Here is a 21,915-nt window from a genome sequence, read left to right on the forward strand (position 1 = left end):
ATCACAGGTGTTTTTCTCTTTCCGTCTCCATGTTTTGTCTGAATGCACTTTTCAGATACCGGTATTGATGTTCATTGGTGTCCGAAAATGCTTCACTTCTGGTAGAAGGGATATGCTGATAGACGACTGGCTCCGAAAACTGTCCCCTCGTGAAATCATATATCTCCCCTTCTATTCGGTTATAAAAATGCCAGCTTGTGCCGGTTTTTGTTTTGAGAATGTCACCGCCGTAAACATCTTGGATGACTAAAGCCGTCACGCCGCACTGGCCTTTGGCCGGGCATTCTTCCGTCCATTTTGTACTGGACTGCCGCGACCAGGATGCCGTTAATATGTTCAAGATTTGATCATACAATGTGTTTTACTCCTTTTTATAAAAAGATACCACGTTGATGAAATTTTAAAAACAAGCAGGGCGGAAATCAAAAAAACCCGGCGGTAAAATCCGCCGGGCTTACGAAGGAACGACCAGCGTTCCGTCAATGCCTTCTTTTGCTTTCTTCCCGTCACTGTACACGCACCGGCCTTTGCTGTATGTAGCCGAAATGCGGGAGGGAAAGGTATGTCCTTCGTAAAGGCTTAGCTTATGCTTTGCAAACATCGATTCTCTTGTGACAGTGTACGGCTCCATGCTGACGAGCACAAAATCCGCATCACACCCTGCTTCCAGCCGCCCTTTTTTCTGAAGGCCGAATCGCCGCGCAGGTGCCGCCGCTGTCCATTCAGCGATGGTTTCAAACGGAATCTGATGCTCAAGCGCGAGTTCCAGCATCCCTAATAAAGTAAACTGCCCGCCGCTGATTCCGCCCCATGATAAAAACAGATTATCCTCCCGCTTCAAGGATGGACGGCAAGGGGAATGGTCAGAGGAAACCATGTCAATGTGCCCCGCAATGAGCGCCTCGATCAGCGCTTCCTGCGACTCCCGCGGCCGGAGCGGAGGCGCGCATTTTGCGACAGAGCCCTTTTCCCGTAAATCGTCATGGCTGAACAAGACATAATGCGGGCATGTTTCGACCGAAACATCGAGCCCTTCCCGTTTCGCCTCTCTGATCAGCCGAACCGCTTTCGCCGTGCTGATATGAACAAAATGCACCGGGCACCCTGTCACCCTCGCATACTGAATGGTGCGATATACCGCTTCAGCTTCAGCTTCGTCCGGGCGGGAGGCGGCGTACGCATCCGCATCCACCTTTCCTTCATTCGCCAAAACCATCTGCAAATAACTTGTGAGCGCGTCGCTTTCCGCGTGAAGAGCGAGGATTTTCCCTGCTGCCGCGATTTCCGCCATGCCTTTGAGCAATGTCCGTTCATCAACAGAGCGGAACTCATCTGTGCCTGATCTTGATAAAAATGCTTTAAATCCGATCGCTCCCGCTTCAGCCATCGGGCGGATGTCCTCGATATGGCCGGGCACCAAGCCGCCCCATAACGCAAAATCCACGGCTGATTTTTGCCTGCCGAGTTCCGCTTTTGCGTGTAGATGCTCTGCCGTCACGGTTGATGGGATGCAATTGAGCGGCATATCAAAATAGGTGGTGCAGCCGCCTGCCGCCATCATTTGAGAACCTGTTTCAATCCCCTCCCAGTCCTCTCTGCCCGGTTCATTGAAATGAACATGGCAGTCTATCGCACCGGGAAACACGTACTTTCCGTCTGCTTGGATGATTTCTGCCCCGCTTGTTTCAATGACAGAACCCACCTCGGCAATGATACCGTTTTGAACTGCGATATCAACTTCCTTCACACCATCTGGCGTAACTGCCTTCGCACCTTTTATCACCATATCGTAAGCCATACCGATCCCCCCATGTCAGGTTGACGATTTTTCATGTCAGTTTATGTAACACAATCCATTCTATTTTCAACAGTTTACTGCTACTATAATCGTATTACATCAGCAAAACCGCTAGAATTCCTATTGAAAATTATTCATCTTAACCAATCTTTTTATAGAAAAGGAGAATGCGCTATGAATATTTTTGATGTGATGAGAATACCGGCTTTTGAAAACGCCCATTTAATCGCTGGAAAAGCAGGAGGGGAAAGAGAGGTTCAGCATGTCAATATGATGGACGCACCGGATATTGCAGACTTCCTGCACAAGAATGAATTGCTCGTCACCACCGCGTATCACCTGAAGGATCACCCGGACCAGTTATCTGAATTGATTCGGCAAATGGCAAAACGCGGCTGCGCGGGTCTCGGCATTAAAACAAAGCGCTACTTGGAGGATATCCCGAAAGAAATCATCGAACTGGCGGATTCATACGCGTTTCCGATCATTGAGCTTCCGGAACACATCCGTCTCGGCGATATTGTGAATGCAACACTCAGCCGTATTCTCGATATGCGTTCCAGCGAGCTTCAGCAAGCCATTTACGCGCACAAAAAATTCACAAACCACATTATGAGCGGAAAAGGGCTGCAATCTCTCCTCAAAAAGGTCTCAGACCTGCTTCAGATACCCGTGCTGCTTCTGGACCAGCATGCCAAAATGCTGTCTGCGTCCCATCAGATCTCAATTGAGACTGAAAAGCTAAAAAGAGTCCTGAACACCGTATCCGGGCCGTTTTTCACTTGTTTTTCCGCAATCTCCGATCAGAAAACATATTCCGTCCTTCCTATTTATAATCATGAAAAAAACTGCGGCTTCCTGCTGATACCGGACATGGTGCAGGCCGGCGACAAAGGATTGATTCTCACCATTGAGCAAGCGGCCAACGTAATATCCTTTGAACTGCTGAAGGAAAATGCGCTGAAGCAATTCAGCAGGCGTGCGCGCAATGAGTTTTTCAGCAATTTTATTGAGCGCACATTTTCTTCAGACGATGAAATCAAAAACCGGGCGAAGGAATTCAAGCTGCGCTGGGATCAAAAATACATGTGCATTGCCGGCAAACTCGACCGGAATAACGATTCGATCAGCTTCACAGAAAATCAGCTCGCCTCCGACGGTGTCTTCGACTTTCTTGAAGGTGAATTATCAGCCTTCCCGTTTCCGCCCCACCTTTTTATAAAAGGAAATGTCGGCATTATTCTGATAGAAGCGACAGACAGCTGGAATGAAATGCACGCTTCGGTGATCAGCTTTTTAGAGCAGTTCCAAACACAGGTCAGAGCTCAATTTAAGCGGACGGTGTCCTTTGGCATCAGCAATATATGCCAAAAGCTCATTGACGTTCCGGACGCTTTCACAGAGGCTTCTGATGCTCTTCACTCTGGGCATTTGTCAAGAAGTACGGAGTTTATCCAGGTGTATCACGCGAAAGATGTGCCCGAGCTTCTCCGCCTGCTCCCGGTTGAGGATTTGAAGAAGTTTTACAGCTCCACGCTTCAAAGCCTCGCTGAAAAACAGCAGGAGGATCAAAGCCTGCTTCATACGCTGTCCGTCTATTTAGAAACACACTGCCAAATCTCCGAGACGGCAAAGCGCCTGTACGTTCATCGCAATACGGTCATCTACCGCCTTGAAAAATGTGAGGATCTGCTGGGCAAAAGCTTAAAAGATCCTGAAACGACGATGCGTTTGCGGCTGGCCTTACGGATGCAGCGGCTGATCAGCTAGCATCCGTCACATAATCTTACAAACTAAATCGTTTTTCGTCACTTCCAGCAATAATGCCTGTCTTTTTCAGCTACTGTACCCAATGACACCTAAAAATCAGCACGCTATCATGTTACTAAAGTTTACATACAAGGAGGGACTATGTTGAAACAAAGATCGTTTGCGGTGTTTTCTCTTGGCCTTCAGCATGTGCTGGCCATGTATGCAGGTGCGATTTTAGTGCCCCTGCTTGTCGGCAGGGCGCTGAATGTAACCTCTGAACAGCTGTCTTACCTGTTAGCGATTGACCTGGTAACTTGCGGCGTCGCGACGCTATTGCAAACCTTGCGCGGCGCACACATCGGCATCGGGCTTCCCGTCATGCTGGGCAGTTCCTTTGTGGCCGTCACCCCGATGATCGCAATCGGCGCCAATTACGGCATTCACGCGGTTTACGGTTCCATCATCACAGCCGGTGTGTTCATCTTTTTGTTTGCGCGTTTTTTCGGCAAGCTGACCGTGTTATTCCCTCCTGTCGTAACAGGAACCGTTGTGACCTTAATCGGCCTATCACTTGTTCCGGCAGGTGTGAAAAATATGGCTGGCGGCGAAAAAATAAACGGCAGCGCCAACCCCGAATACGGTTCGCTCGAAAATCTTCTTCTCTCTGTCGGCGTTCTTGTTCTGATCTTAGTCCTCAACCGCTTTCTCAAAGGGTTTGCCCGAACGCTGTCTGTTCTGATCGGAATCGCCGCCGGAACAACGGCAGCAGCACTCATGGGCAAAGTCAGCTTTTCTGCTGCTGCTGAAGCCCCGTTCTTCCAAATCCCGAAACCGTTTTATTTCGGAGCCCCTTCATTTGAAATCGGACCAATCTTAACGATGCTGATCGTCGGAATGGTCATTATCGTCGAATCAACCGGCGTTTTCTACGCAATCGGCAAGATATGCGGCAGATCTTTAACCGAAAAAGATCTTGTCAAAGGCTACCGGGCGGAGGGAATCGCCATTCTCATCGGCGGATTGTTCAACGCCTTTCCTTATAACACCTTCGCGCAAAACGCCGGCTTATTGCAGCTGACGAAAGTGAAAACAAGAAATATCGTTGTTACAGCAGGCTGTATCCTTGTCTGTCTCGGGCTGATACCGAAGATTGCCGCCCTTGCTTCCGCCGTTCCTGCTGCTGTACTTGGCGGCGCAACCGTTGTCATGTTCGGCATGGTGATTGCCTCAGGCGTTAAAATGCTCAGCACAGCGGATCTCAAAAACCAATACCACCTCTTGACCATCGCATGCTCAATCGCACTCGGCATCGGCGCCAGCACGGTCCCCGGGATTTTTGCTGAATTCCCCGCTCCAATCAGAATTCTGGTCAGTGACGGCACGATCACCGGCAGCCTGACCGCCATCTTTTTGAATTTATTTTTCAGCCTGCGCGGCAAAAAAGAAAAAACAACACAGAAAACTGAACTTCCGGCATTAGATCATACACTCGTATTAGAAAAAGAGGTGTGAAAAAGATGAAGAAACAGCAAAATGCCTTTCAGCTGGCGATACTCGGACTTCAGCATATGCTTGCCATGTATGCGGGAGCCATTCTCGTTCCGCTCATTGTCGGAGCGGCGATCGGGCTGAATGCGGGGCAGCTGACATATTTAATCGCGATCGATTTGTTCATGTGCGGGGCGGCGACTCTTTTGCAGCTGTGGAAAAATCGGTTTTTCGGCATCGGCCTCCCCGTTGTGCTCGGATGTACGTTTACCGCAGTCGGCCCGATGATTTCCATCGGCAGCACATACGGTGTCTCAGCCATATACGGCGCCATTATCGCCGCAGGGCTGATTGTCGTCATTGCCGCGGGCTTCTTCGGAAAGCTTGTCCGTTTTTTTCCGCCTGTCGTGACCGGCTCAGTCGTCATGATCATCGGCATCAGCCTGATTCCGACGGCAATGAATAATCTGGCCGGAGGTGAAGGAAGCAAAGACTTCGGCTCACTGGACAATGTGCTCCTCGGGTTTGGCGTCACGGCTTTTATCTTATTGCTGTTTTATTTCTTTACAGGCTTTATCCGCTCCATTTCGGTTTTGCTCGGCCTTATCGCAGGTACAGCGGCCGCATTCTTCATGGGAAAGGCCGATTTTTCTAATGTCATGGAGGCGTCCTGGCTTCATATTCCGTCTCTGTTTTATTTTGGCATGCCGACCTTTGAGCTGCCGGCTGTTGTGACGATGCTGCTCGTTGCGATTGTCAGTCTGGTCGAATCGACAGGTGTATACTTTGCGCTTGCCGATATCACAAACCGCAGGCTGTCGGAAAAGGATCTGGAAAAGGGCTACCGGGCGGAAGGCCTTGCGATCGTGCTTGGCGGCTTATTTAACGCGTTTCCCTATACCGCTTTCTCGCAAAATGTCGGTATTGTCCAGCTGTCGAAAATGAAAAGTGTCAATGTCATCGCCGTCACGGGAATGATGCTGATGGCAATCGGACTGGTTCCAAAAGCAGCTGCACTGACAACAGTGATTCCAACCCCCGTTCTCGGCGGCGCGATGATCGTCATGTTCGGCATGGTCATTTCTTACGGGGTCAAAATGCTTTCCAGCGTTGATCTCGACTCCCAAGGCAATCTGCTGATTATTGCCGCTTCCGTCAGTTTAGGGCTTGGCGCAACGACAGTTCCCGCGTTGTTTTCATCTCTTCCGGGAGCGGCTTCAGTTTTAGCAGGAAGCGGAATTGTGATCGGCAGTTTGACGGCCATTGCATTGCACGCTTTTTTTCATACCAAACAGCCGGATCACGCTGAAATAAAAACGTAAAGGATGATGCCAATGTTCACTATCGATGACCTGAATCAAATGGAAAGACACACACTGACAGACACGCTGGGATCTATTTTCGAACACTCTTCATGGATTGCGGAGGAAGCTGCGGAATTACGCCCGTTTTCTTCCCTTTCTGACCTTCACCGCAAAATGGCCGGCATTGTAAAAGCCGCGGACCGCCAGACACAGCTTGATTTAATCAACAAGCATCCCAGACTCGGAACAAAAAAAACAATGAGCGCTGATTCGGTAAGAGAGCAGCAGAACGCAGGGCTCAGCAAACTTGAACAAGAGGAATACGAGGAATTTCTCAAGCTGAATGAACATTATGATGAACGCTTCGGTTTTCCTTTTATTTTAGCGGTAAAGGGAAAGACGAAACAGGACATTCACCGAGCCCTGCTGGCAAGGCTTGAGAACGAACCGGAAACGGAATTCCAGCAGTCACTGGAAGAAATTTACCGCATCGCCCGCTTTCGTCTGGCTGACATCATCACTGAAAAAGGAGAGACGCAAATGAAAAGAACCATGTCTTACGGCAAAGGAAATGTATTTGCCTACCGAACGTTTTTAAAGCCGCTCACAGGAGTAAAACAAATCCCAGAGTCATCTTTTTCAGGGAGAGACAATACCGTTGTCGGCGTTGATGTGACATGCGAAATTGGCGGAGAAGCCTTCCTGCCGTCATTTATAGACGGGGATAACACTCTCGTTGTAGCTACAGACTCAATGAAAAACTTTATTCAGCGCCATTTCGCTTCCTATGAAGGGACAACAATTGAGGGATTCTTACACGATGTGGCTCACCGATTTTTAAATACGTATTCTCATATGGACACGATTACTCTGACAGGCGAAGAGATTCCGTTTGAAGCAATGCCCGCATATGAGGCGCAAGAGCTCCGCACAAGCCGGCTCGTTTTCAGAAGATCACGCAATGAACGGGCCCGGTCTGTGCTGAAAGCGGAACGCACAGGAGAGACTATAACGATTACAGAGCAGTACAGCGAAATGATGGATCTTCAGCTCGTCAAGGTGAGCGGCAACTCCTTCGTCGGCTTTATTCGCGACGAATATACGACTCTCCCCGAAGACGGCAACCGCCCGCTGTTTGTCCATCTAAACATCGGCTGGCATTACGAAAATACAAATGACGCATACGCTTCTGATCCAGCCCGCTATGTCGCCGCTGAACAAGTCCGCGATTTGGCGAGCGCCGTATTTCACGAGCTTGAAACTCCTTCAATCCAAAATCTAATCTATCATATCGGCTGCAGAATTTTAACGAGATTCCCGCAGCTCACTGATGTCACCTTCCAATCTCAAAATCACACATGGGACACAGTCGTGGAAGAAATCCCAGGGTCCAAAGGAAAAGTCTACACTGAACCGCGCCCGCCATTCGGTTTCCAGCGCTTTACCGTGACAAGAGAAGACGCCGAGAAAGAAAAACAGAAAGCCGATGAAGCCTTAGGGAGCCTGAAGGCCTGATGGGAAAGCTGACGACCCATATCTTAGATTTAACCTGCGGCAAACCCGCGGCGAACGTAAAAATTGAATTGAAGCGGCTGGGCGGCGGAGGCTTTAGGAAAGAGGCATACACCAACGCTGACGGCCGAGTCGATGCGCCGCTTCTCGCAGGTGAAGAGCTGGTGTCCGGAGAGTATGTGATGGAGTTTCATGCAGGGGACTATTTCGCGAGTAGAAACGTGAACACAGCCGCTCAGCCGTTTTTAACCATCGTCACCGTCCGGTTTCACATTGCAGATTCAGATGCGCATTATCATATCCCGCTTTTGCTGTCGCCGTTTGGTTATCAGGTGTATAGGGGAAGTTAATTAAAAGGAAGCCCGCCGGTGAGGCGGGCTTCTCCATGTATGTCTTACACTCTTTTCACTTGGCACATTCACAGCTACAAGGAAAGAGATGTATTCACTGCTGTTTGTGCATGAATGAAAGCCGTATCAAATAATGGCACTTCAGAATCCTCGGCTTTTACTAATAATCCAATTTCAGTACATCCGAGAATAATCCCTTCCGCACCTCGATCCACCAAATGATTGATAATCTTCTTATACATGGTTTTAGACGACTGTTTGATTTCGCCTAAACACAGCTCCTGATAAATAATATGATTGATTACTTCTCTTTCCTCATCAGCAGGCACAATGACATTGATATTGTGAGACTCAATACGTGATTTATAAAAATCTTGTTCCATCGTATACTTCGTTCCAAGTAAACCTACTGAACGAATACCTTGTCTTGTGATTTGATCGGCAGTTGCATCTGCAATATGTAAAATAGGGATGGTGATCATTTTCTGGATATAGCCAATCACTTTATGCATGGTATTTGTACATATGACGATAAAATCTGCACCGGCTTTTTCTAATGATCTCGCAGCCTCCCCCAAAGCTGCACCCGCCTTATCCCAAGCCCCTTCAGACTGATAGTGTTCAATCTCTTTAAAATCAACACTGTACAAAACGCATTTTGCAGAATGCAGCCCTCCTAGTTTCTTTTTTATCTCTTCATTGATCATTCGATAATATTCAGCCGAAGATTCCCAGCTCATTCCGCCAATAAGGCCGATCGTTTTCATATCACCACTCCTGAATTTTTTTCAGAATATAATCAATTATTCTAAAGTATCGATTAGTCTTATACAATTATTGATTTTCAGAAAATGGCCTGCGGGGGAAATATCCCGAAGTTTTTTAGATACTAAAAGTCCGCTCTTAACAGCCGAACTCCCTTTTCCCTCTGTTCAGCTCTCTTCTAATCCTCCAAGCCGACCGCATAATCCCGCCATACCCAGTACATCGGCACAAATTCCCCGCCAATCCTTCTTCTATGTCTTCATCTGTGGGATGCGGGTTTTCCTCGAACAATGCTTTAAGCGCAATGATCATTCCCGGCGTACAGTAGCCGCATTGGAAGCCGCCTTCTTCCAGGAAAGCGGTTTGGCACATGTCCAGCTCTTCTTTTTGAAGCCCCTCGATGGTTGTGATGGAATGGCCGTCTGCTTGATAGGCCATCGTCATGCACGCATTGGCAAGCTTCCCGTCAATTAAAATGGAGCATGCTCCGCAGCGGCCGATTCCGCAGGACACCTTTGTCCCGGTCAGCTGAAATTCCTTTCTAAGCAAATCACTCAGACGTGCCGTGGGAATGGCTGAAATCTCCCGCTCCTGCCCATTTACGGTCATTTGGTACTGTCCCTTTTTTACAGGAAGTGATCCAGCTTCTTTTACGTCCATTGCTTCAGCCCCTTTCTGTCTATCGCTTCAAGCAGCTCTTCTCTTGAAATCGGCAGCTTGTTTATCCAGCAGCCGACCGCATCATGGACAGCCTTTACAATAGCGGGAGTGATAGCGATCGTTCCGATTTCGCCAACTCCCCGCGGGCCATATGCGTCTCCCTTCATCAGTTCTTCTATTGCGATCACCTTCATGTTAGGAACATCTTTGACGACAGGGATTAAATAGTGATCGAGATTTTCCGCGGCATAACGGCCGTCCGTCATTTTCGCTTCCTCCATCAGCGTATAGCCGAGCGCCATGGCGGCGCCGCCTTCAATTTGGCCCCGATAACCTTGCGGACTGACAACCGGCCCTGCCGCAATGGCATGCTCACAATCTATCACTTTGACATCACCCGTTAACAGATCCACTTCCACCTCAACAGCCGCCGCTCCAAATGAGTAAAGGAAATGGCCGCCGTCCACGGGATCAGGCGTTGTCGGAAAGTCAAATGCCGTTTCCTCTGCCAAAGGGCCTTTTTCAGCCAGCTCTTTATATGTCATCATAAGCTCCTCTGTGTTTTTATCACGCAAGCCTTTAGCGCTGGGAATAAGGTTTTCCGCTGAACAGCCGCTCCATTCTGCCGCCTGTTTTTTCAAGCGGGAAAGAAACGGCTTCTTCAAACGCTGAATTGCGTGCCATACCATGCTTGTGCCGCGGGATGCCGTGGAGGAGCCTGACTTCGGCACTTTTGCGGTATCCCCAATGATAATGGTAATATCCTCTGCGGCACAGCCAAGCTCCTCTGTGACGATATGTTCAATCGCTGCCAGAATACCCTGTCCGCATTCTTCAAATCCGAACGAAGCTGTGATTTTGCCGTCACTTGAAAGGGACAAACGGCCTCCCGCCGCATCCATTCGGCCATACCCCAGCCCGCCGCCGTGCATCGTAATGGCCGCTCCCGTGCCGCTCCGTATATACCCGGAGTACCGGCTTTTTCTTGTGAGAATGGGAGATTCAGAAATGGCATTTAACACCTGTGCCGCTCCGTCAGTCGGTGCAATCCGATGCTCCAGCGGCCCTAAGTCATACGGCTTTCTGATATTTTTTCTTCTCAGCTCCAGCGGGTCGATACCGAGCCTCTCACTGAGACGGTCGAGATGGGTTTCAAGGGCAAATGTGATTTGATTGCCGCCAAAGCCCCGGAATTCTCCCGCCACCCCGTTGTTCGTAAACACAGATATCCCTTCCGTCCGGATATTCGGAATACGGTACGGCCCCGCGGCATGCTCGACAGAAAAATCAAGAACAGCGGGCCCAAGTGTGGCGTAAGCGCCTGTGTCCGCCACAATTTTCACGTCATGAGCCAAAAGCTTTCCTGTTTGATCAGCTCCCGTTTTTATTGTCACCTTCATCGGATGGCGCTTAATGCCAGAACGTACAGATTCCTTTCTCGTCTGATGAATTTTGACAGGGCGTCCGCTTTTCAGGGCCAAAAGCGCGGCATACGGCTGGATATTCAGCTCATCCTTTCCTCCGAACGAGCCGCCCATCGGACTCGACACCACCCTGATCTTCTCTTCAGGAATGTCAAAAATACGAGCAAGCTGGAAACGGTCTTTATAGCCGTGCTGTGTTCCTGAATACATCGTAAAGCTCCCATCATCCTCCGGAACGGCTGTGCCTCCTTCCGTTTCCATATACGTATGCATCTGCCGGGGCAGCTCATAGGTTTCTTCAAGAACTGTGTCACACACCCGAAACCCTTCTTCCGCATCACCGTGTGCAAAACATGCACGGTGCAGAATGTTGCCGTCCTCGTGCAGTTTATGCGCGTCCGGCAGAAGCGCTTTTTCCGGTGAATCAATGACCTCCAGTTCTTTATATTCAACGTGAATCAGCTCCAGCGCAGCCTCCGCGATTTCCTCCGTTTCCGCAGCCACGGCGGCAATCGCATCCCCGACATACCGTACTCTGTCCTCGCATAAAACCGGCTGATCAGGGATGACTATGCCAAATCGGTTTAATCCGGGAACATCTTTATGAGTGACGACAGCCCGCACACCTTCCATTTCTTCAGCTTTCATGGTGCAAATCGACACAATCTCCGCATGAGGATAAGCGCTTCTTAACACCTTGCCATGCAGCATTCCGCGAAAGCTGAGATCGGTCATATATTTCAGTTCCCCTGTGACCTTTTCTCTTCCATCCGGCCTGACTCTTGACGGTTTGTTGATCATCATTTATTCCCCTCCCTCAGCCATCAGCTCTGACATAATGACGTTAGCAGCCGCTTTTTTTCTGTATGCCGCTGACATAAAAGCATCTGCGGAAAATGGCAGCTCATGGATAAGCGTTTCGTACAGCTCGTGCGGATCACACCCTGACGCCATCCGCTTCGCTTCACTTTCCAGTAATCTTTCAGGTGTAATATCGGCATGGCCGGCAGCGAGACGAATGCCGCCGTCTTTCAAAAAACGTCCGGCCACAACAGCAGCCGCTCCTGTAAAAGCCTGGCGCCTCCCAAGCTTGCGGTAAAACACACGCTCTCCCTCCGCACGCGGGATGATGACACGCGTGACGATAGCAGCTCCATCGTTTTCATTTGCGAGCCAATCGCCAAGCGGCAGTCTGATCAGCTCGTTTTGATACACGACAAGCTCCGCATCAAGCACGAGCAAGAGCGGAAGCAAATCGCCGATTTTACTCGCGATGTTTCCGCCAATTGTGGCCCGGCTGCGGACACCCGGTGCGGCGACGGCGGAAGCAGCGTCGCTGAAACAGCCAAGCGCACTTTTGATGAAAGGATGCTTTCTGCATTCATTCAGTGTCGTGAGCGCTCCGATCGACACGTGGGTGTCACTGACGCTGATCCCCCTCATCTCTTCAATTCCTTCCAGACTGACAAGGTGCTGTTTCGGAAGAATTCCCTTATCCCACTGAAGCTGAAGCAGTGTGCTGCCCGATGCGGCACACACATCCGGGGCAAACTGCTCTAGAAGCGAATAGGCTTCATCGAGCGCTGCCGGTTTCCATAATTGAATGTTCATCCTCGCTTTTGGCACTTGCCCGTTCATACCATCACCCTCCTCACCATCTCATATTCCTCCGGTGTATCAATATCGTTCAGCTCCGCGTCTTCCTTTGCCTCCAAAACGGCTCCTCTTCCAAGCTGCCCGTTTTTCAGAAGTCTGCGGGCCCCTTCATCTCCCTTTAGCTTCTTTATATAAGGAAAACACGCTGCTGAGAAATAGATTGGCGGGGCAGGAGCGCCTAAAGATGAAGACACGGCAAACGACTCAGGTGCCATTGCCACAAGGGCATTGAGATGATCAACGGAAAGCTGCGGCTGGTCGGCTAACAAAATGACAACGCCGTCCGCTCCCATGCTTTCCGCTTTTCTCACCCCGCTGCTGACTGAATGCCCTTGACCTTTTTCTGCGTCTCGACAAACATGCAGATTCCAGCGTTTTCGAAAAGGCGGAGCGTGATAGGGTGCTCCCATCCATTCAAGGGAAGCATGTTTTGTCCGCTCGACGATCAGCACGTGATCAAGGCCGGACAGAAGAGCCGTTTTCAAGGAAAGCGATCCGATGGTTTCTCCTTTTAGCGGCAAAGCCAGCTTGTTTCGGCCCATCCTTTCGCTTTTGCCGGCAGCGAGAAACACGCCGATCAGATAGGGGCTTCTCATACAACCGCCAGCCGTTTTCTTGTTTGAATGATTTCGGCAACAACGCTGACGGCAATTTCCTCGGGGCCTTCCGCACCGATTGACAGCCCGACCGGACTGTAAAAGTGAGCCGGCGGCTGTTTACCGTTCAGCAGCCGCTTCGTGCGATTCGCCGAACCCAACAAACCGATATAATGAAGGTGTTGAGAAAATAAAAAGTCGATGATCGCTTGATCGTGCTGAAAATGGTGGGTTGCCACAACGGCTGCATCCTGCGGTAAAAACTGAAATTCACTGAGCATTTGTTCCGGAAAAGCGGTGATCAGCCGATCCGCTTTTGGGAATAGAGAGGATGTGCAATAAGCGGGACGCCAATCTGTCACGATCACAGAAAATCCTGTATCAGCCGCCAAATTGGCAAGCGGCACAATATCCGGTCCCGCTCCGAACAGAATGAGGCGCGGCTTCGGTTCAATCCGCTGCATAAACAGGTTGGCAGATGGATCAAAATGAGGTAAATGAAGCGCAGAAACGGTACGTTGTATGTCTTCCAGAGGCGCGCCCGGCCAATTCCCGAAATGCCCGTTTTCCGTCAGAAATAAAGAACGGGAGGAGTCAATCTGCGTAACGGCTGTTACTGCTTTGCCTGCATGAAGGCAGTCTCTCACTCTTTCATAGTGCCGTCTTTTTTCCTGAGTGATTGCTTCCGCATGAATATGAATCATGCCGTTGCACCCTGCTCCCATGCCCCAAGAAAGATCGTCCTCCGCCCGCATATCATAAGAAATCAGCGCTGACGTCAGCTGATCACCCAGCTCACTGATTCTGTGGAATAAATCTTCTTCCACACATCCGCCGCTCAGCAGGCCGACCCTTTCCCCATTTTTCTTAAAGAGCATAGAGGCGCCTGCTTTTCGATATGCGGAACCTTCTACTTGAACAATTGTCGCCAGCACAGCCTCTTCCTGATCTTCCAGGAGCGCATCTACCATCATGTGCAAATTTGCCAATGCTGTATCCCCCTCTCTCAAATTGTTGTGAGAATCAACAAGTTCAGCGTGATTTTATAGGTAACTTGTATAAAGAATAGATGATGGAAGAAAAAATGACTCATGCTTCGTCAGAAAATACAACACGGAGAAAGAAGATTTGTAAAAAGAGTCAAACGGAGAAAAACGGATTGGAGAAATAGCACATCATATGACTAAAAAAGCTTGCGGAGATTCCGCAAGCTTTTCTTTATACCGCCGCCTGATGGCCGGCGTTTTCATACACGTCAAGCGTCGCTTGGAGTGCTTTTCCAGCTTCGATCGCTGCGCCATGTCTGAGCAGCACAGCTTCCAGCCCGGCAAGGACGAACAGCACGTTTTCTTTTCTGCAGCTGTAGCCCATCGTGCCGATTCTCCAGATCTTCCCCGCCAGCGGACCGAATGAGCTGGCAATTTCGATGCCGAATTGTGCCAGCAGCATGCGGCGGACAGACTCGCCGTCAATGCCGTCCGGAATTTCTACACAGGTGACAACAGGCATTTTGCAGCTGTCATCTCCAAACGGATTCAGCCCCATGGCCTGAATCCCTGCCGCTAATGCGTTCTCATGGCGGCGATGGCGTTCAAAGCGGGCTTCAAGACCTTCTTCAAGCACCAGCCTGACACCTTCACGCAAGGCATAGAGCATCGTTGTCGCTTCTGTATGATGATTGAGCCGTCTTTCGCTCCAATAATCCTCAAGCTGGCTCAAATCAAAATAATTGCTTGTGATCGGCCGGTTTCCCGAAAGCGCTGCCCTGTCCGCTTGTGTCGCGATCCCGCGCTCCACCTTTTTACGAGCCGCAATCACATCCGCCACCCGCTCATTATATGTAATCGGCGCCATTCCCGACGGAACAGACAAGCATTTTTGCGTGCCGCCGATGGCCGCGTCAATCTTCCATTCATCCACCTTTACCTCGCAGCCGCCGATCGTCGCGACTGCGTCGACAACAAACAATGCATTGTGTGCGCGGCAGGCTTCGCCGATTGCTTTCAGCGGGTGAATCCGCCCTGTCGAAGTTTCGCCGTGCACCATCGCCACGATTTTCGGCTTCACTTTTGTCATTTCCCGTATGATGTCCTCCGGGTCAAAAACCGTTCCCCATTCGCACTCAAGCGTATGAACATTTGCCCCGTACCGCTCGGCGATTTCAGTCAGCAAATAACCAAAGCGCCCGTAAATGGGGATGAGCACATCATCTTCAGGTTCAATGATACTCGCCAGCACCGCTTCGATTCCCGCCCGTGACGTGCCGTCAATCGGGTATGCCCAGCGGTTTTTTGTTTGAAACAGCTCCCGAAGCATTTCCATCGTTTCATTCATGATATCCGTAAACGCCGGATCAAATTGTCCGACAACAGGGGTGCTCATCACTCTTAATACACGCGGATCAACCTCAACAGGGCCCGGCGTCATAATCGTTCTTAACGGCGTGCATAATTCTTTTCTGCCTGACACAGCCATTCCTCCTTTATCAGTAAGCCAGTTTGTATAATAAATCAGTCAGTACGCGGACGCCGATCTCAAGCTGTCTGGCTGAGGTATATTCCTTCGGTGAGTGGCTGATGCCGCTTCGGCTAGGCACAAACAGCATACAAGCAGGATGGCGCCGTCCGATCATTTGCGCGTCATGCCCTGCTCCGCTCACCATTTCCTCACAGCTGATGCCGTTTTCTGCCGCCGTTTCAAAAGCCGCATCCTTCAGCCTTTTGTCCATCGGCACAGGCTCTATCCGCATATATTCATCAATCACGGCGTGAATTCCTTTTTGATGGCAAATTCGGTTGATCAAAACAGCCATATCTTCATGAAATTGCTTCAGCACGCGCTGATTTTGATGGCGTATATCGATTGAAAACTGCACGCGCCCCGGGATGACATTGGCTACATTGGGTTCGGCCGTTATTTTGCCGCATGTCAGACGGAGCTCATCCGGCTGCTCTTCCGCGCGCAGAAGCAGTTCATGAATGATGCGGCTGCCGGCTGCGAGCGGGTCCTTGCGCCATTTCATGGAGGTGGTTCCTGCGTGATTGCATTCTCCTTCGAGCGTGACGAGATATCGTCTCTGCCCCGCAATACTTGTCACAATGCCGAGATCCCGTCCTGACATTTCCAACGTCTGCCCCTGTTCAATATGCAGCTCAACAAATGCGCTGATATCTGTCCTATATGCTGACTGAAACACACCTTTGCCAAAACCGCTCTCATGCATCGCTGTTTGGAGGGAGACTCCAGACTCGTCTCTTGGCTCTTTTGCATCCTGTTCTGAAAAAACACCCGTCATATTCCCTGACCCCCAATAGGTCATTGGAAAACGGCTGCCTTCCTCCTCACATAAGGAGACCGCCTCGAGCGTTTTTTTCGGCGCTCCGTATGTTTCCTTGAGCTGCTTTAAGGCAAGCATTGCAGCCAGAACGCCATAGGCGCCGTCATACTTTCCCCCATTGATGACAGTATCAATGTGCGAACCGGTTACAACCACTTCATCCGGAGACTGGGTGCCCGTAAGCCTGCCGAAAACATTGCCGACGTCATCGAATCTTGTTTCAAGCCCGAATGAAGACATTTCCGTCTTCACTGCAAGCTGTGCGTCCATCCACTCTTTTGTGTACAAAAGCCTCGTTACACCGCCGTCTGCTGATGCGCCGTATTGGGCGAGCCATTCAATATAATCTGTGATGCTGTTTTTGACTGAAAGCTTCTGCTTCTCCATGTACTCCCCCCTCTGGCCGTTATGGTGACTTCATTATAGAAGGAGGAACACGACAGTTCATTGACAGATTAACCAAAAAAACGTTTATTTTTTGGTCACAGTATCTCATGTAAAGCCCACAGAAAACACAGTAATCAGCCGCAATGAATGAAGGAACCAGCGAGAGGAAAAAAGGAGGACAAAAAACCTTTCATATGAACAAGCCAAGCTTACAGGAGAAGCGCTGCGGAGATCGCGGGACGGATGAAAACAGAAATGCCGGCAGCTTGCCTCCCAACTGAAGCAAAAACCGGTCCTCAGGATATCCCCCAAAGGAACCAATTTACAATTTTAATGAAAAATATACAAAATGACACTTCTATCCTTTATATCAATTTTAGATAATAGATATGAGTTGATAAAAGGAGGGCAAGCGATGACAAAAAAAGCATGGTTTCTGCCGTTCGTCTGTGTATTACTGATTTCCGGATGGTTTGCGCCGGCAGCTTCAGCAAGCGCGCAAACCGCATTAAGCCTGAATGACCGATTGGCGTCTTCCCCTTCAGGAAAAATGAGCCTTCTCTCATTAGCCGCACCCGCAGCACCCTACGCTGACACTGATACCTATTATGAAGGGGCTGACGGAAAAACAGGGAAATCGCTAAAAAGCGCCCTGCACCGCATCATCAGCGGACACACGATGCTGTCCTACAGCGAAGTGTGGAACGCACTGAAAGAAACCGATGAAGATCCGGAAAATCCGAATAACGTCATCCTGCTCTATACGAATGAATCACGGTCCAAAAACTTGAACGGCGGCAATGTCGGCGATTGGAACCGCGAGCACGTCTGGGCGAAATCCCATGGCAATTTTGGTACGGGCAAGGGACCCGGAACTGATATTCACCATTTGCGACCGGCTGATGTCCAAGTTAACAGCGCCAGAGGAAATATGGATTTTGACAATGGCGGCACTGAATATAAGAAAGCACCCGGAAATTATTATGATGGCGATTCATGGGAACCCCGTGATGATGTTAAAGGCGATATTGCCCGCATGCTGTTTTACATGGCTGTCCGTTACGAAGGTGATGACGGCTATCCTGACCTTGAGCTTAATAATAAGACAGGCAACGGCTCGGCTCCTTATATCGGCAAACAATCTGTCCTGCTCGACTGGAATAAACAGGACCCGGTTGACGACCGTGAGCGAAAAAGAAATGAAATCATTTATGAGAAATACCAGCACAACCGCAATCCATTTATCGACCACCCTGAATGGGCCGGCGACATCTGGCCGTAAGAAAAAGGTGCTCCTTGTGAGGAGCACCTTTAGATAACTTTGGTAAACATATTCTGAGCAAAAGGGATACTCATTTAAGATAATTATACACACACAATACAAAATCATTCTTAGGAGGAGCTTTTAAAATACAAGACAAACAAAAAATAGACTAATTAGAAATTAAAATAACCGGTAGTTTTTAAGATTAATATCTTTCGAATATGAGCTTATTCGTAGGATACCAAAGAAAGTACGAAGTACCGGATTTATTGTGCAAAAGAGCTCTTACCTATTCCTTTAGAAAGACTGGCCCCTACCACTTGGATAGGTGTAACGAACGAATGAGATGCATTTGACAAGTTTTAGACATGGGAGCGAAAAGCTACAAGTGTTGCGTAGAGAATACGTACGATACATGGAAACTATTGGAGTTATTACTACCTTAAAATTCTTGTACTGTGGATAAACGCTTAGCATCCAGCTTCAGCGCCTAGCCCCTCGAGGTCATAAGCGACGCTGATCAAGGCGCTTGCGCTTTTGTTCTTCCCTTTATATTTTAAATTATAGAAAATATCTTAGTAAACTAATAGTTATCATTCCTGCCACTACAGCACCTAGCAAACTCTTAGTTAATAAAACAACTAAAAAAGTTGGTATGATTCCTAATAACTCATGACTATTTGAGAGAGGTGAAAAATTATCATCTTCAAAAAGAAGTTCTTGACCCAACAAAGCAGTCATAACAGTAACCGGTACAAAACTTAGCCAACTCAAAAACCATTTAGGCAACTCTATTTTACTTAAAAAAAGGAGTGGGATTACTCTAGGTAATAATGTAACAATACCTGTACCTAAAACAATGAGTAAAATATCTAATCTCAATTCCATTTCTTAATCACCATCCCGACTGTTGAAGCAATAATAGTTGTCACCATGACGGCCCACATACCTGGCATTAAATAATTAACAGCGATCAAACAAAAAATTGTAAAGATAGCTATTGATATTTCGAGAGCTTTATTGGTCTTACTCAAAATCTGTAGAACCAATAGGCCAGCGAACATCGCAGGTAAAGCAAAGTCCATCCCTATAGACTCTGTATCTGTTACTAAACCTCCAAAAATACCTCCTAGGACATTAGCAAGTAACCAATTGATATATGCTGTTATATTTAATCCGAGTAGCCAAGAAAAACTCGCTTCCTTCCTATTTTCTAGATGATTGGATGCAACACCAAATGTTTCGTCCGTAATTTGCGAACCAATAATAAAGTTTTTCCAAGCGGAAAATTTACGACAATAAGGAGCTAAAGAAGCACTAAATAGCAAATGTCGTAGATTTACTAAAAAGATTGAAAAGAGAATGGAAGTAATTGCACTTCCAGCCAAAATCATTCCAGCTGTTACAAATTGTCCTGAACCTGCATAAAGGAATAGGGATAACAATGCAATTTCTAGAACACTTAGACCAGCTGTCTTTGCAACTACCCCTGCTGCAAAACCAATACTGAGATAACCAAACACAGTCGGCAAGCAAGCTTTCACACCATCCATAAAAGTTTCTTGGCTTTGTGCTGAACGTTTAAGTTGAAGAGCACTGTCTGACATACGAATTCCACCTTTTTATAATTTTCAAAATAAGTTATATTGTATGGTATGACCCTAATATAAACCAATAATTAGAATAACAGTCAACATAACACTATAACACCTTGATGGTTTTACGGAGGGATTAAATTTGAAAATTGAATTGAACAGAAATAGTAGAATATCCCTTGTTCAACAAATATACGAAAATCTATCCGACAGAATACGGTCAGGGATATTAAATGAGGAGGAGTGTCTGCCTTCAATTAGGGAAATGTCCAAAAATTTAGAGGTGAGTTTTCTTACAGTTGTGAAAGCTTATGATCTACTTGAACAAAATAACCTTGTCAAAAGAGTACAAGGAAAAGGAACTTTTGTTAAATCGCATTCCATAAAGTGTGAAAAATCAAGAAACACGGGGAGTTCATACAAGTGGCAACTTTCAATACAAGATTATCTTCCAAGAACACATTTTGATACACATTACAATTCGTCAGATCATAGTTTACAATTTTCATTAGCAGCTATTGCTCCCTCTCTCTTGCCAAATAGATATCTAGAAAACGAGATTCATATAATGTTAGAAAAAAATCCTCTTATCTTATCAGAATATGGACCAATTCAGGGAGACTTAGATTTAAGAATAGCTATGAAACGAACTTTAAAGAAACAAAAAATTAATGTTAGCGAAAAGGATATTTTAGTTACAAACGGTACACAACAGGGAATAGACTTAGTAGCAAGGACATTTATTGGTCCAGGAGATGTAGTTATAGCAGAAGCGCCTACTTATCCAGCAGCATTAGACATATTCCGTTCGCGAGGAGCCTCAATTTTACCCGTTCCAATAGATAAAAATGGAATAAGAACAGACATATTAATTAAACTATGTGAAACAAAAAATCCTAAATTAATATATACAATCCCTAATTTCCAAAATCCCACAGGAATAGTTCTTAGTGACGATAGAAGAGAACAACTGTTAACAATTGCTCAAGAATTTAAAATAATAATTATTGAAGATGATCCTTGGAGTGAAATTTATTACAATGAAAAACCGCCAAATCCAATTAAAAGTTTGGATACTAAGGGGAATGTTATATATCTAAAAGGATTAAGTAAAACACTAATTCCTGGTTGTAGAATAGGATTACTAACTGCAGATGGGACTATTTTTAATCGTTTGGTATCATCAAAAATGAATGCTGACCTTGGAAGTCCTTTATTAACACAAAAAGCTTTATATCCACTCTTTCAATCTAAAAGAATGGAAGATCATATAAAAAAATTAAGAACTGCATTAAAAATAAGAAGAGATTTAGTAATTAAGTTGTTAAAGAAACATATGCCTGAAGGTGTTGAGTGGATAGAACCAAAAGGAGGATTAAATATTTGGATATCTATTCCTGAAAAGTGGGATACCAAACAGTTATTATTAGAATGTCAAAAGAAAAACCTATCTTTCCTACCAGGTTTTGTATGTTTTTCTGGTGAACCAGAAACAAATCATTTAAGATTAAGCTTTTCATATCTAAACGATAATGTTTTAGAGACAGGAATTATAGAATTATGTAGAATCTTAAAAGAATTTTTATCAGTTACTCCTCCAGAGAATAGTCGGCTAATATTATAAAATAGATATTTTAGTAACCTATTATCAAAAAAGATCGAATATTAAAAATGTTCACTCAGGCTGTCGAGAAAATCTCGACGGCCTTTATTTTTCCTTAAAATATCCATTCTCTTGTATAAAATAAAAGAAAGACTAAAAAGGACGGTGTCTTTCTCATGTTCCACACAAGAAACTCTTCTCAAAACACAGCCGAATTTGTTCTGCTTGACCAACTCGTCGAAGAAGATCATCTGCTTCGTAAAATTGATAAACACATAGACTTCTCTTTCATCATTGAAAAGGTGAAACCTTACTACAGCGAAAACAAAGGCCGCCCCTCACTTGATCCGCTGATTTTATTCAAAATGATGTTTATCGGATACCTCTACGGTACCCGTTCAGAAAGACAGCTTGAAAAAAAATT

20 protein-coding genes are annotated in these 21,915 nt (G+C 47.2%); 8 read left to right on the forward strand and 12 right to left on the reverse strand.

Annotation, left to right across the window (positions count from 1 at the left end):
- Position 1 precedes the first annotated feature (1 nt).
- Together AC1DN5_RS15810 and AC1DN5_RS15815 are read right to left on the reverse strand one after the other, a co-directional pair.
- Positions 2-355, reverse strand: coding sequence for a YunG family protein (locus AC1DN5_RS15810; protein ID WP_016938056.1), 354 nt, complete (start codon positions 353-355; stop codon positions 2-4).
- A 99-nt stretch (positions 356-454) separates the two neighbouring features.
- Positions 455-1,798 (reverse strand): allantoinase, encoded by a 1,344-nt coding sequence (locus AC1DN5_RS15815; protein WP_366969743.1) that lies wholly within the window; start codon positions 1,796-1,798, stop codon positions 455-457.
- Positions 1,799-1,972: 174 nt separating this feature from the next.
- On the opposite strand from AC1DN5_RS15815, the gene pucR reads away from it, so the two are divergent.
- The 5 genes from pucR to uraH all read left to right on the forward strand — a co-directional run bounded on the left by pucR (position 1,973) and on the right by uraH (position 8,204).
- Positions 1,973-3,568, forward strand: coding sequence for a purine catabolism transcriptional regulator PucR (gene pucR, locus AC1DN5_RS15820; protein ID WP_366969745.1), 1,596 nt, complete (start codon positions 1,973-1,975; stop codon positions 3,566-3,568).
- Between the two features lie 144 nt (positions 3,569-3,712).
- Positions 3,713-5,062 (forward strand): nucleobase:cation symporter-2 family protein, encoded by a 1,350-nt coding sequence (locus AC1DN5_RS15825; RefSeq protein ID WP_366969949.1) that lies wholly within the window; start codon positions 3,713-3,715, stop codon positions 5,060-5,062.
- Positions 5,063-5,067: 5 nt separating this feature from the next.
- Positions 5,068-6,360: a nucleobase:cation symporter-2 family protein gene (locus tag AC1DN5_RS15830; protein WP_366969746.1), complete on the forward strand. Its 1,293-nt coding sequence runs from the start codon at positions 5,068-5,070 to the stop codon at positions 6,358-6,360.
- A 12-nt stretch (positions 6,361-6,372) separates the two neighbouring features.
- The gene (gene pucL / locus AC1DN5_RS15835) at positions 6,373-7,857 is read left to right on the forward strand and encodes a factor-independent urate hydroxylase (RefSeq protein WP_327814476.1); all 1,485 of its coding nucleotides are present in this window, start codon (positions 6,373-6,375) and stop codon (positions 7,855-7,857) included.
- Entirely contained in the window at positions 7,857-8,204 is a 348-nt protein-coding gene (gene uraH / locus AC1DN5_RS15840; protein WP_047477698.1) for a hydroxyisourate hydrolase, read from the forward strand. The genes pucL and uraH overlap by 1 nt, the downstream gene beginning before the upstream one ends.
- A gap of 74 nt (positions 8,205-8,278) precedes the next feature.
- On the opposite strand, the gene AC1DN5_RS15845 is transcribed toward uraH, so the two are convergent.
- From AC1DN5_RS15845 to allC, 8 genes are all read right to left on the reverse strand, one after another.
- Positions 8,279-8,971: an aspartate/glutamate racemase family protein gene (locus tag AC1DN5_RS15845; protein WP_045926034.1), complete on the reverse strand. Its 693-nt coding sequence runs from the start codon at positions 8,969-8,971 to the stop codon at positions 8,279-8,281.
- A 136-nt stretch (positions 8,972-9,107) separates the two neighbouring features.
- Positions 9,108-9,629, reverse strand: coding sequence for a xanthine dehydrogenase subunit E (gene pucE / locus AC1DN5_RS15850; RefSeq protein ID WP_016938048.1), 522 nt, complete (start codon positions 9,627-9,629; stop codon positions 9,108-9,110).
- The gene (gene pucD / locus AC1DN5_RS15855) at positions 9,620-11,857 is read right to left on the reverse strand and encodes a xanthine dehydrogenase subunit D (protein WP_366969748.1); all 2,238 of its coding nucleotides are present in this window, start codon (positions 11,855-11,857) and stop codon (positions 9,620-9,622) included. The genes pucE and pucD overlap by 10 nt, the downstream gene beginning before the upstream one ends.
- On the reverse strand, positions 11,858-12,691 hold the full coding sequence (pucC, locus tag AC1DN5_RS15860) for a xanthine dehydrogenase subunit C (protein WP_016938046.1): 834 nt from the start codon (positions 12,689-12,691) through the stop codon (positions 11,858-11,860). It lies immediately after the preceding gene.
- Positions 12,688-13,305, reverse strand: coding sequence for a xanthine dehydrogenase accessory protein PucB (pucB, locus tag AC1DN5_RS15865; RefSeq protein ID WP_016938045.1), 618 nt, complete (start codon positions 13,303-13,305; stop codon positions 12,688-12,690). The genes pucC and pucB overlap by 4 nt, the downstream gene beginning before the upstream one ends.
- Positions 13,302-14,294, reverse strand: coding sequence for an XdhC family protein (locus AC1DN5_RS15870; RefSeq protein ID WP_016938044.1), 993 nt, complete (start codon positions 14,292-14,294; stop codon positions 13,302-13,304). Before AC1DN5_RS15870 ends, pucB begins: the two co-directional genes overlap by 4 nt.
- A gap of 229 nt (positions 14,295-14,523) precedes the next feature.
- A complete protein-coding gene (gene pucG, locus AC1DN5_RS15875) occupies positions 14,524-15,774 on the reverse strand; it encodes a (S)-ureidoglycine--glyoxylate transaminase (RefSeq protein ID WP_366969749.1) in 1,251 nt (416 codons plus the stop codon).
- A gap of 16 nt (positions 15,775-15,790) precedes the next feature.
- Positions 15,791-17,029, reverse strand: coding sequence for an allantoate deiminase (allC, locus tag AC1DN5_RS15880; RefSeq protein WP_064778660.1), 1,239 nt, complete (start codon positions 17,027-17,029; stop codon positions 15,791-15,793).
- A 415-nt stretch (positions 17,030-17,444) separates the two neighbouring features.
- On the opposite strand from allC, the gene AC1DN5_RS15885 reads away from it, so the two are divergent.
- On the forward strand, positions 17,445-18,311 hold the full coding sequence (locus AC1DN5_RS15885; protein ID WP_366969750.1) for an endonuclease I family protein: 867 nt from the start codon (positions 17,445-17,447) through the stop codon (positions 18,309-18,311).
- A 543-nt stretch (positions 18,312-18,854) separates the two neighbouring features.
- On the opposite strand, the gene AC1DN5_RS15890 is transcribed toward AC1DN5_RS15885, so the two are convergent.
- A complete protein-coding gene (locus AC1DN5_RS15890; protein ID WP_016938040.1) occupies positions 18,855-19,181 on the reverse strand; it encodes an AzlD domain-containing protein in 327 nt (108 codons plus the stop codon).
- A complete protein-coding gene (locus AC1DN5_RS15895) occupies positions 19,172-19,900 on the reverse strand; it encodes an AzlC family ABC transporter permease (protein WP_099744820.1) in 729 nt (242 codons plus the stop codon). Before AC1DN5_RS15895 ends, AC1DN5_RS15890 begins: the two co-directional genes overlap by 10 nt.
- 130 nt (positions 19,901-20,030) lie before the next feature.
- On the opposite strand from AC1DN5_RS15895, the gene pdxR reads away from it, so the two are divergent.
- Both pdxR and AC1DN5_RS15905 read left to right on the forward strand, forming a co-directional pair.
- The gene (pdxR, locus tag AC1DN5_RS15900) at positions 20,031-21,512 is read left to right on the forward strand and encodes a MocR-like pyridoxine biosynthesis transcription factor PdxR (RefSeq protein WP_366969751.1); all 1,482 of its coding nucleotides are present in this window, start codon (positions 20,031-20,033) and stop codon (positions 21,510-21,512) included.
- A 155-nt stretch (positions 21,513-21,667) separates the two neighbouring features.
- Positions 21,668-21,915, forward strand: a 248-nt coding sequence (locus AC1DN5_RS15905) for a transposase (RefSeq protein ID WP_441397066.1), incomplete at its 3' end; no start/stop codon positions are given.

The organism is Bacillus sp. 01N42_2 (assembly GCF_056399565.1).

What these genes read in the sequence shown, in the direction of transcription:
- AC1DN5_RS15815 (WP_366969743.1), bottom strand. Translation starts at nt 1,798, where the DNA reads ATGGCTTACGATATGGTGATAAAAGGTGCGAAGGCAGTTACGCCAGAT.
- uraH (WP_047477698.1), top strand. Translation starts at nt 7,857, where the DNA reads ATGGGAAAGCTGACGACCCATATCTTAGATTTAACCTGCGGCAAACCC.
- pucD (WP_366969748.1), bottom strand. Translation starts at nt 11,857, where the DNA reads ATGATGATCAACAAACCGTCAAGAGTCAGGCCGGATGGAAGAGAAAAG.
- AC1DN5_RS15890 (WP_016938040.1), bottom strand. Translation starts at nt 19,181, where the DNA reads ATGGAATTGAGATTAGATATTTTACTCATTGTTTTAGGTACAGGTATT.
- pucB (WP_016938045.1), bottom strand. Translation starts at nt 13,305, where the DNA reads ATGAGAAGCCCCTATCTGATCGGCGTGTTTCTCGCTGCCGGCAAAAGC.
- AC1DN5_RS15885 (WP_366969750.1), top strand. Translation starts at nt 17,445, where the DNA reads ATGACAAAAAAAGCATGGTTTCTGCCGTTCGTCTGTGTATTACTGATT.
- AC1DN5_RS15895 (WP_099744820.1), bottom strand. Translation starts at nt 19,900, where the DNA reads ATGTCAGACAGTGCTCTTCAACTTAAACGTTCAGCACAAAGCCAAGAA.
- pucR (WP_366969745.1), top strand. Translation starts at nt 1,973, where the DNA reads ATGAATATTTTTGATGTGATGAGAATACCGGCTTTTGAAAACGCCCAT.
- AC1DN5_RS15845 (WP_045926034.1), bottom strand. Translation starts at nt 8,971, where the DNA reads ATGAAAACGATCGGCCTTATTGGCGGAATGAGCTGGGAATCTTCGGCT.
- pucL (WP_327814476.1), top strand. Translation starts at nt 6,373, where the DNA reads ATGTTCACTATCGATGACCTGAATCAAATGGAAAGACACACACTGACA.
- AC1DN5_RS15830 (WP_366969746.1), top strand. Translation starts at nt 5,068, where the DNA reads ATGAAGAAACAGCAAAATGCCTTTCAGCTGGCGATACTCGGACTTCAG.
- pucC (WP_016938046.1), bottom strand. Translation starts at nt 12,691, where the DNA reads ATGAACGGGCAAGTGCCAAAAGCGAGGATGAACATTCAATTATGGAAA.
- pucE (WP_016938048.1), bottom strand. Translation starts at nt 9,629, where the DNA reads ATGGACGTAAAAGAAGCTGGATCACTTCCTGTAAAAAAGGGACAGTAC.
- allC (WP_064778660.1), bottom strand. Translation starts at nt 17,029, where the DNA reads ATGGAGAAGCAGAAGCTTTCAGTCAAAAACAGCATCACAGATTATATT.